This window comes from Eisenibacter elegans DSM 3317 (assembly GCF_000430505.1).
GTDB classification, from domain to species: Bacteria; Bacteroidota; Bacteroidia; order Cytophagales; family Microscillaceae; genus Eisenibacter; species Eisenibacter elegans.
Window position 1 is genome coordinate 256,036 of the sequence record NZ_KE387154.1, and the last position, 13,545, is coordinate 269,580.

12 protein-coding genes are annotated in these 13,545 nt (G+C 46.2%); 6 read left to right on the forward strand and 6 right to left on the reverse strand.

The genetic code is table 11. The features are described from left to right. Positions 1 to 59: 59 nt before the first annotated feature. Positions 60 to 464 (forward strand): c-type cytochrome, encoded by a 405-nt coding sequence (locus tag G499_RS0117005; protein ID WP_027000928.1) that lies wholly within the window; start codon positions 60 to 62, stop codon positions 462 to 464. Beyond that, positions 461 to 1,669 (forward strand): glycosyltransferase, encoded by a 1,209-nt coding sequence (locus G499_RS0117010; protein ID WP_027000929.1) that lies wholly within the window; start codon positions 461 to 463, stop codon positions 1,667 to 1,669. The genes G499_RS0117005 and G499_RS0117010 overlap by 4 nt, the downstream gene beginning before the upstream one ends. Before the next feature lie 124 nt (positions 1,670 to 1,793). On the opposite strand, the gene G499_RS20575 is transcribed toward G499_RS0117010, so the two are convergent. The 3 genes from G499_RS20575 to G499_RS0117025 form a co-directional block, all read right to left on the reverse strand. Continuing rightward, complete coding sequence (locus G499_RS20575) at positions 1,794 to 2,219, reverse strand: globin domain-containing protein (RefSeq protein WP_051296358.1); 426 nt, start codon at positions 2,217 to 2,219, stop codon at positions 1,794 to 1,796. 38 nt (positions 2,220 to 2,257) lie between these two features. After that, positions 2,258 to 2,680, reverse strand: coding sequence for a globin domain-containing protein (locus tag G499_RS0117020; protein WP_027000930.1), 423 nt, complete (start codon positions 2,678 to 2,680; stop codon positions 2,258 to 2,260). Between the two features lie 303 nt (positions 2,681 to 2,983). Then, positions 2,984 to 5,059 carry a BatA domain-containing protein gene (locus G499_RS0117025; protein WP_027000931.1) on the reverse strand — a complete coding sequence of 692 codons (2,076 nt, stop codon included), beginning with the start codon at positions 5,057 to 5,059 and terminating at the stop codon, positions 2,984 to 2,986. Positions 5,060 to 5,257: 198 nt separating this feature from the next. On the opposite strand from G499_RS0117025, the gene G499_RS0117030 reads away from it, so the two are divergent. The 4 genes from G499_RS0117030 (at position 5,258) to G499_RS0117050 (ending at position 9,779) form a co-directional block, all read left to right on the forward strand. Beyond that, positions 5,258 to 5,809, forward strand: coding sequence for a hypothetical protein (locus tag G499_RS0117030; protein ID WP_154658520.1), 552 nt, complete (start codon positions 5,258 to 5,260; stop codon positions 5,807 to 5,809). 612 nt (positions 5,810 to 6,421) lie between these two features. Continuing rightward, positions 6,422 to 8,251, forward strand: coding sequence for a tetratricopeptide repeat protein (locus tag G499_RS0117040; RefSeq protein WP_081413870.1), 1,830 nt, complete (start codon positions 6,422 to 6,424; stop codon positions 8,249 to 8,251). Between the two features lie 207 nt (positions 8,252 to 8,458). Then, positions 8,459 to 9,241 (forward strand): TerC family protein, encoded by a 783-nt coding sequence (locus G499_RS0117045; protein WP_027000935.1) that lies wholly within the window; start codon positions 8,459 to 8,461, stop codon positions 9,239 to 9,241. 94 nt (positions 9,242 to 9,335) lie between these two features. After that, positions 9,336 to 9,779, forward strand: coding sequence for a hypothetical protein (locus G499_RS0117050; protein WP_027000936.1), 444 nt, complete (start codon positions 9,336 to 9,338; stop codon positions 9,777 to 9,779). A 54-nt stretch (positions 9,780 to 9,833) separates the two neighbouring features. Here G499_RS0117050 and G499_RS0117055 read toward each other — a convergent pair whose 3' ends face one another. The 3 genes from G499_RS0117055 to lplA form a co-directional block, all read right to left on the reverse strand. Beyond that, the gene (locus tag G499_RS0117055; protein ID WP_027000937.1) at positions 9,834 to 10,340 is read right to left on the reverse strand and encodes a phosphoribosyltransferase family protein; all 507 of its coding nucleotides are present in this window, start codon (positions 10,338 to 10,340) and stop codon (positions 9,834 to 9,836) included. A gap of 12 nt (positions 10,341 to 10,352) precedes the next feature. Beyond that, on the reverse strand, positions 10,353 to 12,164 hold the full coding sequence (locus tag G499_RS0117060; RefSeq protein WP_027000938.1) for a tetratricopeptide repeat protein: 1,812 nt from the start codon (positions 12,162 to 12,164) through the stop codon (positions 10,353 to 10,355). A 376-nt stretch (positions 12,165 to 12,540) separates the two neighbouring features. Beyond that, positions 12,541 to 13,545 (reverse strand): lipoate--protein ligase, encoded by a 1,005-nt coding sequence (gene lplA / locus G499_RS20580; RefSeq protein ID WP_051296360.1) that lies wholly within the window; start codon positions 13,543 to 13,545, stop codon positions 12,541 to 12,543.

The window sequence follows — 13,545 nt, forward strand, 5'->3', positions numbered from 1 at the left end:
GGGACTTATATACGATTTTTGAGGCCAAAAGTCTTATTTTTGACAGAAAAAGAACACGGATGAAATATTTTAGTTTTTGTATTTGGATATTTTTGGGGCTATGGGCTTGCTCCAATACCAGCACCCAAAATGCCGCTCAAAACACAACCAACACCCCTGTAGCGGCTTTAGATGCCAATGATCCGATTGTGAAGGGTAAAAAACTGTTTAAGCTCAACTGCGGGATGTGCCATGCCCTCGAAGGGGTCATCATTGGGCCGGCGCTCAAGGGCATTACCCAAAAACACTCGCTGGAGTGGTTGGTATCATTCACCCAAAACTCTCAGGCAATGATCAAAGCCGGAGACCCCAAGGCGGTGGCTATTTATGAAGAATACAACAAGGTGGTGATGACTTCCTTTTCGCATCTGCCCGAAGAAGACATCAAGGCCATTTTTGCCTACATTGCCTCAGAAGGAGAATGAGCCACACCACGCCAACGGTCATTTATTTGTCTTATGACGGGCTGACGGATCCGCTGGGGCAGTCTCAGATACTGCCTTACCTCCAGGGCTTGGCGGCGGCAGGCTATCGGTTTTGTGTGATTAGTGCCGAGAAACCTGAGGCGTATCGGTTGCGTTCGGACAACATTCGGGCGCAATTGGGTGCACATATCGAGTGGTATCCAGTATTTTACCATAAGTCGCCGCCAGTCCTGTCTACCCTTTGGGACTTGAACAGGATGTGGCGGCAGCTCCGGCGGCTGATACACCAAAAACAAACGGCCTTGATTCACTGCCGCAGCTACCCTGTCAGCTTATTAGGCTTACGGGCCAAGCGCCGCTTCGGCCTTCCTTTTATATTTGATATGCGTGGATTTTGGGCAGATGAGCGGGTAGAAGGCGGGCTTTGGCCACTGAAAAGCCCTGTTTTCAGGCGTATTTATCGTTATTTCAAAGCCAAGGAACAACAATATTTACAAGAAAGCGCCCACACTATCAGCCTGACCCACAATGCTGCCGAAGAAATCCGGCGTTGGCAGTTGCCTAGGCTCTCTCCTATTACGGTGATTCCATGTTGTGTAGATACAACGTTATTTTGCCCTGCTGTGGGAGTTTCGACGGCCAAGCCTTATGCTTTGGCTTATTTAGGTTCGTTGGGCACTTGGTATATGCTCCCCGAAATGCTGGACTTTTTTGTGTGCCTGCGCCAATCATACCCTCAGGCGCGTTTCCTATTCATCACCCGTGATGCGCCCTCGCTAGTATACCAAGCAGCTGAAGCGCGCCAGATTCCGGCAGAAGCCTTGACTGTAGTAGCCGCTGAGCGCCACGAAGTGCCTCATTATCTTGCTCAAGCGCAGGCCTCGGTGTTTTTTATACGCCCCACATTCTCCAAAAAAGCCTCTTCTGCTACCAAACTAGGGGAGCTGCTAGCTATGGGCATTCCAGTAATCGGCAATGCAGATATTGGGGACCAAGGGCTGATTCTGCCCCAAGCCGGGGCGATGGTCCAAGCATTTAACCAAGCCGAGTATCGGCGTGTGGTGGCACAATGGCCACAACTGATGGCACTACAGCCAGAGGAACTCCGCACCTTGGGGCTACGCTATTTTAGTTTGCAAGAAGGTATTTCCCGGTATGAAGCAGTATATGCGGCAGCGCTCAAAAATTTGCGCCAGGGCAAATAGGTTGCCCTAGGGTAGGATACCTTTGTAACAACAACGAACGTAACGGTGCCCAAACTTTGCGGGGAATATTTCCTCGCAAAGTTTTTTTTGTGGATATACTCCAGACAAAATCAGCTGAGGTAAGTTATGCCCCTGCAAGTACCTTCTTCATTGCCTCTCCGACGTTATGTAATACTTTTGACCAAGCGTTATTCAACTCATCCGACCAATATTCAGGGTATACTTCTTTGATAGATTGTAATAGAAGAGCCAAAAAGGGGTCGAAATACTCAGGCCGAACTTGATAGTTTATGTGGCGTTTGCCGAGGTATTTTACTTCTTCGCCGATATGCTCCAACTTATCGAGTTTGGTTACAACGAGGGTGATGATATAGCTCAGTTTGCGGGCTTGTTCTTGGGTGTTATCCTTGAATAAGGGCTGAAACTCTGGATGTTGCTCAAACAATTGGGTGTAAAAATGCAGTCCTATTTGTTGAGATTTGGCGACTAAGGTCGCCCAAGAGTTTTTGATAAGCTCCTTTTCGTCAGCATTCAGTATTGTATTATCCATTATAGCATCTGTTAGAATATCAAAAAAACATTTTTATGCTACTTCAGGTGCTCTTTCATTGCGTCAGCTACTTGATATAGTACCTGCTCCCAGGCCTCAGCCAGTGCCGTATTCCATTGTGCTCCTAAAGTATCTTCTAGTGATAACAAGAGTTGTTTGATAAAGGGTTCAAAATGTACGACCCTCACTTGGTAGGTTTTGTGACGTTTGCCTAGGTATTTTACCTCCTCTGCGATGGTTTCGAGTTTGTCCAATTTCGTAACTACTAGAGAAATCACATAAGTAAGCTTACGAGCTTGGGTACTGCGGTCTATGCTATCAAATAGACGCTCATACTCAGGGTGTATGCGGAAAAGCTCCGAATAGAAGTGTTCGCCTAATGTTTGAGCTTTAGCAACTATCAGCCCCCAAGAGGATTTGATAAGCCCTATTTGGTCTACGTTTAGCTTTTGGGATGACATAGAGGGAGTGTTATTAATTATTTCTGAGCCGATACCTGCTTAGTTGCAATGGTCAACGGTTGTAACTTCATAAAGTACAAAAATAAGGAAATACGTCTTTATTTTCATTATGAATGTAACTTTTGCCAGCAAAACATATTATACAGCATTGTTATCAATAGCCACAGCACTTAGTATTAGCCCCTTGCCAAAGCCAGCATATCATAGTTTGATGTATGTTAATAGAACAAGATGCGCACTGTTATCGACCATACGACAGTGCAGGTACAAAAAATTACTTGATTGACAAGTGAAACCAAATTGTTACAAAAGTCTGATAAAGGCGATTTCGAGTGCTAGTGCCAACAAGGCAATGAGGAGCATTGTTTTCCAAAGTTCTTGGCGCAAGTTACGTTGTTTGAAGGTGTCGGCCAATCTGGTTTCAGCTGTTTCTCCTTCATATACTTCTACTTTTTTATTTTCTTTAAAATAAGCTTGTATCACTTCTTTATCATAAAAACTCATTTCTGATTCTGCTTTATCAGTATTGAAAGCCAGCAATCTAATCAATTTATTGCCTGCATAAAGTTGGTAATGCCCGGGGGTTTGTATCTCTTCCGGCATCTCCAGCATCAACACATTATCTACCAAGCGCTGCGCGGGAGTAAACTGAATCGAGTCTTGGCGGAGATGGTAGACTTGTTGGGCGGGGGGATTATCAAGCGCTAAGCTGATATTGTTTTCTTGGAAGGTATAAGCTAGGCGTTCGTTACCGGTCTTGCTTTTGGTGGCGATGGTATACATCACCGGCACAAAGAGGGCGTGTTTGGCAAAGGTGCTGTATTTGGCTTGTAGCGGTGCGGCGCAGAGGTATACTTTTCCTTGGCCGGTGCGCCATTCTGTTAAAAAAGGGTTGTTATTTTTAAAACCCAAAATCAATTGTTGATACCTTTTCCAGCTCAATACTGCCTGCGCTTGGGGCATATCCATCTGTTCGGGAGCGCGCTCAAACACTCCGTCATAAAAAGGATTGTTGATATTGGGAGCGGCCAGCTGCGCAGACACCTCTTGGGTGTTCTCTCCGGAGCCTCTGTTGTTTGTCCTCTTAGGTGGCACTAGTTGTATGTCGGCTCCGGTAAGGGCGCTAGTCAGCGAAGCCCAGCTTGGGTCAGGCGCTGCTGGGGGGAACATCAGCAGGCTTCCGCCTCGTTGAACAAAGGCCTTCAGGGCAGTAGCTAGCGCCCCATCAAGTTGTGTTAGCTCATCTATCACCACCAAATCGGCCAAGTCCATTTGTTTGAAATCCAAGTTATTGGCGCTCAAGGTTTGTAATTTGAACAGAGACTCATTGGCAAATACTCGTTGGATATAAGGGCTGTTGTTTTGTTGTGTGAGGTGAATGATGCGTACCGCAGGGGCGGCATTGAGCACAAAGAAGTACTCGTTGTCGAAAGTAACGGGGAAGTCTTCAAAACTGATTTTGGCAGCCTGCCATCCTTGTTCTCCCTTCATGGTGAAGTTAAAATAAGTTTGGGTGGTTTGTTGGGCTTCGATGCTGACATTGGCGGTAGATATTTGTCTATCAGCCACATACAATTTCAGGATAAGGTCTTCGTAGCGCTCTTCTCCTGAGTTGTGTATCCTTACTTGTAGTTTATTGCTTTCGTTGGCCTTGAGGAAGGGGTTGTCGAGCCACACCGAGTCTATACTCAGATTGGTTCGCACGCTGGGTGTAAAAGGCACTAAAAAATAGCGGTAATTGCTGTCAAGGGGCAGTTGATCCAAGGATTTGAGTGTACTCTTCTGAAAATCAGTCAATAAGAATACCCAAGGCTTATCTGCTGCGCCAGCTTCTTTTTGCAAGAGCTTGTGTTGTCGGGCCAATACTTCGTCCAGGGTACGGAACTGGGGGGCAAAGCGCAGCTCTGTCAGGCGGTCGGCAGCTTCTTGGGGCGAGATAACAAACTGTTCTTTATTTTCAAAACCATTGGTAATGAGCTGAATACGGCTGGCTTCGGGCAGCGTAGCGAGGAGTTTTTCGAGTGCTTGACTGGCCCTACTAATGAGGGATTCGTTGCCTATTTCGCTCTGCATGCTATACGAATTATCAAGATAAATGCTGACCAAAGGGCGGGAGCTGCCTTGGGTGGCGGCCTCTCCCTTGGGGAGGTAAGGCTGCGCAAATGCCAATACCAAAGCCGCCAAAGCCAACATACGCGCACTCATGACGAGTAGACGCTTGAACCGCCGTACGCTGCGCGTGCTGGTCTGCACCTCCTGTAGCCAAGCTACATTGGGGAAGTATACCTTACGAATGCGGCGGAAGTTAAACAAGTGTACCAACAGGGGGATGGCCAAGGCCAACAACGCCCACAAAAACTGAGGATATACAAACAGCATAGAGTTACACATGGATAGGTCTTGCTGCAAGATAGCATCCTTTGCCCTATGGCACAACCTTTTGTGCAAATCTTATCCGACTATGGTACGGTTTGTGAAATATACATAAAACTTATCCACACCATAGGTCAGCCCCCTGTGGATAACTTGTGGATATTGCTATTTATCTTATTTCACCTACTTCACAATCAATCGCTTATGGCACAGTTTGTTTGCTTCTACCCCAACGCCACCGTCTCCGGACGTGTGGTGAATATGCTCCTCAAAATCGCTCCGCTACAGCATGCACCTGTATACGAAACCCTCCAGCGGCATGGCCTCCAAAACCCACATGAAGAACAATGGTATAGCCTTCAGAACTATCTCAACGCCTACCGAGAGCTGTCGCGGCAGCTGGGCAGCTATTTCTTGCTCAATGCCGGAAAACAATTCTTCTCCTTCATTCGCCTTGGTGCCGAAATCCAAACCCTGCCCGATGCGGTCAAGGCTTTGAACGAATGGTACAAAGACCAGCACCGTGGCGAGCAACTGGAGTACTTTCAAGTACAGGGGGTTTTCCCTGAACGTTGCGAGATACAAGTGCTCTGCCAAAACCCATATCCTTGCTATTTTGACCGTGGGCTGCTACTGGCGCTAACGAAGAAATATCGCCCGGAGCAGGCCAAATTCTTTAATGTTGAGCTACATCCCAACAAGCCCAACCGCCTCATGGGGAGTGATGAAAGCACTTATATCATCTCTTGGGTCTAACAATCTGAGAAGCAATCTCTTGTGACAAAAGGCCTCTAAAAGGCTGTGGATAGTATTGTGGATAAATCGCGAATTTATCCACAAATGCGTTTTTTCTTGGTGGATTGTCTAAAATTGGCACAGCATACTTTTGCACTTGTCCACCAAAGTTATCCACAGCCTCAGCTGATTTTAGTGGAAAAGTAGCTATTTTTGGGGGATAACCCTGTGTATTAAGTGCCCATCTATACACAATTTTCCGCCCGGACGTACAGGTTTCAAAAGCCTGTGGGAAACCCGCTCTTTGTCCACCATTAATCCACAACTTATGCCCCATTTATACACAATTTATGCACATACTTATTGTACTCAAAGTAATATGGATAAGTTGTGGACAAGTAGTGGATAGCTTGTGGATAGGCTGTGAATTGGCTTATAATCAAGTCTGTTTGAAACGTGGATAACTTTTGCCTCAAACAGGCGTTTCCATGAAAAGTGAAAGCTTTGTCAAGTTATCCACCGCATGATAATAACAACAAAAGTTTTTAAAAAATATAAGAACTACTACTATTAACAGGGCTGTATGCTCATGCGGACTTGTGTCTCTCATTATCTCTTTTGACGGATTATTTCATGATGAATCAATCAACTCTCCTTACAGCTTTTGTATATGTGCTGGTGGCCGCGTTTTTGGGTAGCGGCGGTGTGGTTTATGCACAACAAGCCGAGCTTGCCGACCAGTATTTCTATGACCAAGCCTACGACAAGGCCGTGGATTTGTATCAAAAGTTTTGGGACAAGCCCCAATACAACCTAGAGGCTTATCCCAAATACCTCGAAGCCTTGCGCCAGCTCCAAGACCACAAAACAATCGAGAAGGTCATCAACCAACAAATCAAGATGCACCCCCAGCAGGCCAGTTACCAACTGGACTTGGCCTTCTGGCTCGAATCCCAAAATAAGGGCAACAAAGCCGAAGCAGCCTATCAGCAAGCGGCTGATTTGGCCTTGCAGGACGAGCGCCAGCTTAGCCCTATGATTCAGAAACTACTTGACCAAGACCAGGCCGGGCGTGCGGAGAATCTCTTGTTACAGGCCCGCAAACGCAGCCGTAATGAGTTTGCATATTCGGCGGAGCTGGCCCAGGTATACAGCGCCAAAGGCAATACCGAAGGCATGGTCAATGAATATATCAATGCGGCGCTCGAAAATCAGAGCAATTTCAACTTGGTCAAGGCTGCGCTCCAAGACCGCCTCAGCCGCGCCGAGGACTATGAGCTGCTAGAACGCGTACTGCTCTCGCGTGCTCAGAGTGCCCCAGGAGAGCTTATCTACAACGAGCTGTTGCTGTGGTTGTATATTCAGCAAAAGTTGTTTGAGCGTGCCTTTATACAAGCCAGAGCCATAGACAAACGCAAACGGCTCGAAGGGCTGGGGCTGATAGAGCTAGGGATGATAGCCATGCGCAACGAAGACTACAAGGCTGCTGTATTGGCTTTCGAATATGTGGCCAAAACCTACCCTCGCAGCCCCAATTATGCTGTGGCAAAACACTATGCAATCAAGGCCAAGGAAGAGGTACTCAAAGGTACTTATCCTGTAACCCGTGAGCAAATTACAGCCCTTATTCAGGAGTATGAGCTGATGGTCAATGAGTTGGGGCGCAGCCCCAATACCGTACCCTCATTGCGCAGTATGGCCTTGTTGTATGCTTTTTATCTAGATGATCGCGCCAAGGCCATTGCCTTACTCGAAGAGGCCATCCAGCTTTCTGCTCGCAACAGCAGGCTTTTGTCTGAGTGTAAAATAGACCTTGGAGACATCTACCTGCTCAACAATGAGCCTTGGGAGGCTACCTTGTTGTATTCGCAAGCCGAGAAGGAACAAAAAGACAGCCCCATCGCCTATGAGGCCAAGCTCAAAAACGCTAAATTGTCTTATTACAAAGGCGAGTTTGTCTTGGCCAAAGAACTGCTCGATATCCTCAAAATGGCTACTACCAGAGAGATAGCCAACGACGCGATGGAGTTGTCGCTCTTGCTCCAAGACCAACTCTTTGTAGATACCAGTGGCTTGGCGCTCAAGGGCTATGCCGCCGTAGAGTTGTTGGTTTTTCAACATCGTTACCCACAGGCGCTGGAAGCTCTAAACAAAATAGCACAAAACTACCCCCAACATCCTATCTTGGCGTATGTGTTTTGGAGCAAAGCCCAAATTTATTTACGTTTGGGGCAATACAGCGAGGCCATCAAGCACTTTGAGTTGGTCGTAGAGCGTTTTGGAGATGGGGTGCTAGCCGATGATGCCTACTTCCTCATTGCACAAACCTATGAGCGGCATCTCAAAGACAAAACCAAGGCTATGGAGTATTACCAAAACCACCTTATCCGCTACAAGGGAAGTATCTATGCCGTTGAAGCCCGCAAACGTTTCCGTATCCTAAGGGGCGACTTTGTCAACTAACCTTGCCTTCCAAAGCCCCACCGGACTGTACTTGGCTTCCATGGAGACAGCGGCGTTGTTTGTCTCTATGGGTGAGCTATGAACCAGTGGTTTGTAGAAAATTGTGATGTCCAATTATTTTTAGCAACCTCAATACTATCAAGTCGTTTAAATGCGTACTTTGTTCCGAAATATTTTGGCACCCCATAACCCACTCCCTAACTCATTATGGAAGTACTCTTTACCTCTGCGGGCTTGATTAGCTTGGTAAGCCTGACTTTTATGGAAATAGTCCTTGGTATCGACAATGTTGTTTTCATCTCCATTGTTTCGAGCAAGCTCCCCGCCGAACAACAAGCCCGTGCCCGCAATATCGGCTTGGTATTGGCGCTGATTCCAAGGCTGATTCTGTTGATGTTTATTTCTTGGCTAATCAATCTTAAAGACAACCTCATTGACATCACCCTATTGGGGCATCAAATCCAACTAACAGAAAAAGGCTTGGTATTGCTGGTCGGGGGTTTGTTTTTGCTTTACAGCGCCACTAGCGAAATACATCATAAAATAGATGAAGTAGGGCATAGTGGAGATAAAGATGATAAAAAGGGTAATAAAAAGAAAAAAACGCCTAGTATGACACAAGCAATCGTACAGATTGTCTTGCTCAACATTGTTTTTTCTTTTGACTCTATCCTTACGGCAGTAGGTTTGGCCAAACACATAGAGGTGATGGTCATAGCCGTGATTTTATCTTTGTTGATTACCCTGGCATTTGCCGGCACAGTGTCGCGCTTTGTCGAGAAGCACCCTACCGTCAAAATGCTTGCTTTGTCATTTTTATTGATGATTGGCTTTCTGCTCATTACAGAATCCTTCATCGTAGACGGCCACCCTGTCGAAGTACCCAAAGGCTATGTCTATTTTGCGATGATGTTTTCTTTATTTGTAGAATTGCTTAATTTACGCCTTCGTCGTAGTCATGAGTTGAAACAAGAGTTCAACAATGCCTGATTAATTCTCCCACGTTCACCAGAGATAGCAGCTTATTGTTAGGCAAAACAATAAGCCGGCTATTGCCCGAATGCCCCCATAGGCAGTAATTTATATGGATATTAGCCAACTGTATCAAGCCTACAAACAAGAGCGTAAGACTCCCCTCACCGAAGAGCAGTTTCTTGTATTGTTGATTTTTTTTCCCACCTTATTGCTGGTACGCTCCGAGCCTACCCCCGATCAAACCGCCCGACACTACCTACAGCGCCTTTGTGTCAGTATGGGCAGAAGCTTTGAACCAATGGGCTACCAAGAGGCTCAACTGGCCAGCCTCAGTACCCACTACTTAGACGAGGTCGATTACCTAATGGAACAGGTAGCTGTTTGGGAAGATAATTTTTTGACTTGCCTGCGTACTTATCTGAACGCCTTTCCAGTATTTAAACCAGTGGTTTTGGATGCGCTGTATTCGTTTGCCGAAATATCAGAGCGCTTTTCTCCTACCGAACACGAAACCCTGCACTTGTTAGTCCAGACACTAGCCTTAGAGGCCTGAGACTTTAGAGTTTGCTTATACCCAAACCAATTGTGATTGGGTATAAACAAGCTCTTAGGACATATACACTCCTTCAGGGGTATCAAAGCTGACTTCTATGTAGTCTTGGAGAGTGGTTGCAAAGGCATAGCCTACATATGTAGCCGATACGGGAAACTGTGCGTGGCTGCGATCTACCACAACTGCGGTTTGTAGTTTTTTGACCCCTGCCTCCAAAAATGGGCACATACAATAGGCCATTGTACGGCCTGTATTGAGCACATCATCTACCAAAATGACGGTTTGTCCGTGGAAACTTTGCACTGCTTGGCTGACTTGTATGTTGCTGGGGTTGGGTGATTTTTTATCGAGGCTGACTTCTATCAATTGAATCGTGATAGGGCTGATAAGCCCTAAGGCTTTTTGTAGGCGCTGAGCCAAGATATAGCCGCCACCGCTGATTCCGGCCAATACAATATGCTCTTCTTTGAAATTATTTTCATAAATTTGGTATGCCATGCGGGTTATTTTCTGGCCTACTTGGGTATGGTTTAAAATCAAAATTTTTTCTTGTGTGCTCATTATCGTGGGCTGTTATTGTTTTTGGCTTTTGAGCTTGGCTGCTTGGTATAGCTCCTGTATTTCTTGGTCGTCAGGGTAATATTGCAACACCAGTGTATAGGCTTTGAGTGCTTCTTGTGGCTTGCCTTGTGCGTCATACACCCTACCACGGAGGTAGTATGCCGACATATTTTGGGGGTTTTGCTTCAATACCCGCTGACAGGCCTCTAGGGCTTCATCATAATTTTTGGCCTGTAAGGCATAGTAGGCCCAGTCGGTGAGGTATTCCTCTTCGTTTGGCGACAGACTGATAGCTTTGCGAATATCTTCAATAGCTTTTTTGGGTTGGTCTAATGCTTCATATACCTCAGCGCGTTCGGCATAATATACAGCCTCCTCATTGTTTTTTTGAATAGTTTGATGGAGATAATCAAGTGCTTTTTCCCAAACTTCCAGCGATTTGTATACCAAGGCTATGGTAAAAAAGCTGCGTTCGAGGTCTTGGTTAAGTGGTTTTCTCAGGCTTTGCTCTAGGCTGGTGAGCGCATCGTCGTAGAGTAGTTTGAGGGCTTCGATAGTACCTTTGACGAGCCATATTTGCGAGTCCTCCGCATCTAAGTTCAGGGCTTGTTCTATGGCTTCGAGCGCATTATCTGCATCCCCTTGCCAGAAAAGCGCCTCAGCGCGGTCGCGATAGCCCGTGGTGATGGCGCGCACTGTTTGTGGTTGGTTGATATTGATGCCAAGGGCTTGCGCCGGATTGTCGAGTAGCTCAGGATATTTCTGAGTTTGGCTCCAGAGGTCAGGGTCTAGGTATAGGGCTTGTAAAAATTGTTGGCGGCCTTCTTCCAAAGATTTGGCCTTGAGCGCAATGCAGGCAAAGTTGTAAAATAGTGGCGCGTATTGTTCGTTGTTAGGGTCGGCGAGGGCTGCGGCTTTGCGGATTTGTTCGAGCGCTGTTTTGTAGGTTTTATTTTGATACAAGGCCATTGCGAGGGCGTGTAGCAGCTCGGGGTTTTGGCTATCTTCGGGAAGCTCAAAGAAAAACTGTGCTTGGAGATACTCTTGTTGTTGGTAGTGCGCCATTCCCCAAGTATAGAAGTCATCTTCTTCAAATAAATCTACCCAAGCTTTATTTTTTTGCCATTGTTGATACGCATGAATCACGGCAGGGTACTGCCCTTGGGTGTAGAAAATTCGGATACGTAGGCGCTCATATTGTGTTTGCTCTTGTGGGCTTTTGCCAAACTTTAGTGCAGTATTGATGGCCTGATGTGCTTGGGCAAAATCATTCATAGCCAGCGCCAACTCAGCGGCATAATAATAGTTTTCGGCAACTTGAGGCCCTATTTCGAGTGCTTTTTGGATAGCGTCTTGTGCTTCATCAAACCAGTCGAGCTGGGTGTACAACAAACACAAAGTTTGGTAAGCATCGAGGCTTCTGGGGTTGATGGTGATGGCTTTGAGCAAGTCCTGCTCTGCTTCTTCATAATTCTCGGTGTAGAGGTAGGCCTGGCCACGATAGATGTAAAGTTGCTCGTCGGTGTGGTTTTGCTCTCCTGTCAAGAGAATGAGCAAGTCAAGGTCTGAAATTGCTTGTTCGTAATTTTCTTCTAAAAAATGCAAATAAGCTCTAGCATAAAGAGCATCATTCGACTTAGGGTTTAGCCCAATAGCCCGATTGAGATATTCCAGCCCTTGTTGATTATTCCCTGCGTCGAGCGAGGCGATGGCCTGTAAGTAAAATTTCTCAGATTCAGCAGTTTGTGCAAATACAGGGTGGGGGTATACGCTACAAAATAAAAAGCCCAATAATAGATAAAAGGTTTTTTTTGTATTTTTCATAGCAAATTTAGTTATACACATTTTGTAAAAAATCAAGTAGCTTTTGCTACAACAAGGTTTAGTATAATTTGGTAGATGAAAATATGGGTACTTATTGATAAGTTATTGTGTTGGTAGTCAAGCCAAAACAAAACCGACTTTGTGGGTAGCATGTTTGGTACTTGATACAATATACATCCCAAAACCCCCTCGTGTTTATTGTTTTGCCAAGGATTGCATCACAAATATAATGGTAAGGTGATAACAATCTATGTGTAAATTAGATGAATCGCACGTAAATTCGACCAGTGTTATTTTTAGCAAGATAAGCCCCAAGCCTACCAAGCCCGAAGGGTACAGGTAAGCGCGCAAAAAGTCAGCCAAAATCCAAACGGAATTATATTGGCCAGACAAAATCACAGATTGCTGCTGCCCATTGATCTACAGAGGCCTGAGTATTGTTTAGGTGGCGGAGTTGTTGTTGGATTTGGGTGTATTCATAAGGACTTTGGAGCAATGATTGGCTGACTGCTTGCAACACTTCTGGGGTAATATGGGGGGCTTCGAGCGCCAATTCTTGGATACGGCCTTCGCGGATGTGTATGGTAGCAGTCAGGATTCCGAGCCCTAATGGGCGGCTGCGCTCAATCGTACAGGCAGGGTTGCGGCCTAGTGTCCAAGCCCAGCCAAGGTATTTTTCTTGAACCAATGCTTCTATGGCTTGCCAAGCGGCCTCATCGAGCTGATAGCGTGGTGCTGCTTCTGCTGTAAATACTTCAAAAATATGGCATATCAAGGCTTCTTCTATTGTTTGGAGGCTGAGGTCTTGGCCTAACCAGTGGCGGATATTTTCTACTTGGCTTCGATAAGATTTCACACCGTTGGAGCTGATCTTGTCGATTGGTGGCTGAATTGCTTGGCGCAGGCGCTCCAGGTCAGCTTCTATCAACAGGGTGCCGTGGCTCATCATCATTTTGGTAGACGAAAACTGGGCATTACCCGATATTTTTTTGCCTTCGGCAATGATGTCGTTGCGGTGGTTGGCCATTGCCGGAACTCCCAAACTGTTGAGTGCCGCAATCACCGGCGCATTGAACAATGGATAATTACCCACTTTGTGGCTGTCGTAGCGGGTAATAAAGCTGAAATTCATATTGTTGGTATCATGATAGACCGTACCACCACCCGAAATGCGCCGCACTACTTTTACGCCTGCCTCACGCACATAGGGCCAGTTGACTTCTTCTAGGATATTTTGGTGCTTGCCCACAACCACAGATGACGCATTGCGGTACAGCAGTACGTATTCGTGTGTGGGGTCGGCGTGGCGCAAGAGGTACTCTTCGAGGGCAAGGTTGTACGCCGGATGGGTATGGGCCCGATTGTCTACCAGAAATTTCAT

Excerpts from the sequence above, each read along its gene's own strand:
- G499_RS0117040 (WP_081413870.1), top strand. The coding sequence starts at position 6,422 with ATGATGAATCAATCAACTCTCCTTACAGCTTTTGTATATGTGCTGGTG.
- G499_RS0117020 (WP_027000930.1), bottom strand. The coding sequence starts at position 2,680 with ATGTCATCCCAAAAGCTAAACGTAGACCAAATAGGGCTTATCAAATCC.
- G499_RS0117060 (WP_027000938.1), bottom strand. The coding sequence starts at position 12,164 with ATGAAAAATACAAAAAAAACCTTTTATCTATTATTGGGCTTTTTATTT.
- G499_RS0117055 (WP_027000937.1), bottom strand. The coding sequence starts at position 10,340 with ATGAGCACACAAGAAAAAATTTTGATTTTAAACCATACCCAAGTAGGC.
- G499_RS0117045 (WP_027000935.1), top strand. The coding sequence starts at position 8,459 with ATGGAAGTACTCTTTACCTCTGCGGGCTTGATTAGCTTGGTAAGCCTG.
- G499_RS20575 (WP_051296358.1), bottom strand. The coding sequence starts at position 2,219 with ATGGATAATACAATACTGAATGCTGACGAAAAGGAGCTTATCAAAAAC.
- G499_RS0117005 (WP_027000928.1), top strand. The coding sequence starts at position 60 with ATGAAATATTTTAGTTTTTGTATTTGGATATTTTTGGGGCTATGGGCT.
- G499_RS0117050 (WP_027000936.1), top strand. The coding sequence starts at position 9,336 with ATGGATATTAGCCAACTGTATCAAGCCTACAAACAAGAGCGTAAGACT.
- G499_RS0117025 (WP_027000931.1), bottom strand. The coding sequence starts at position 5,059 with ATGCTGTTTGTATATCCTCAGTTTTTGTGGGCGTTGTTGGCCTTGGCC.
- G499_RS0117030 (WP_154658520.1), top strand. The coding sequence starts at position 5,258 with ATGGCACAGTTTGTTTGCTTCTACCCCAACGCCACCGTCTCCGGACGT.
- lplA (WP_051296360.1), bottom strand. The coding sequence starts at position 13,545 with ATGAAATTTCTGGTAGACAATCGGGCCCATACCCATCCGGCGTACAAC.
- G499_RS0117010 (WP_027000929.1), top strand. The coding sequence starts at position 461 with ATGAGCCACACCACGCCAACGGTCATTTATTTGTCTTATGACGGGCTG.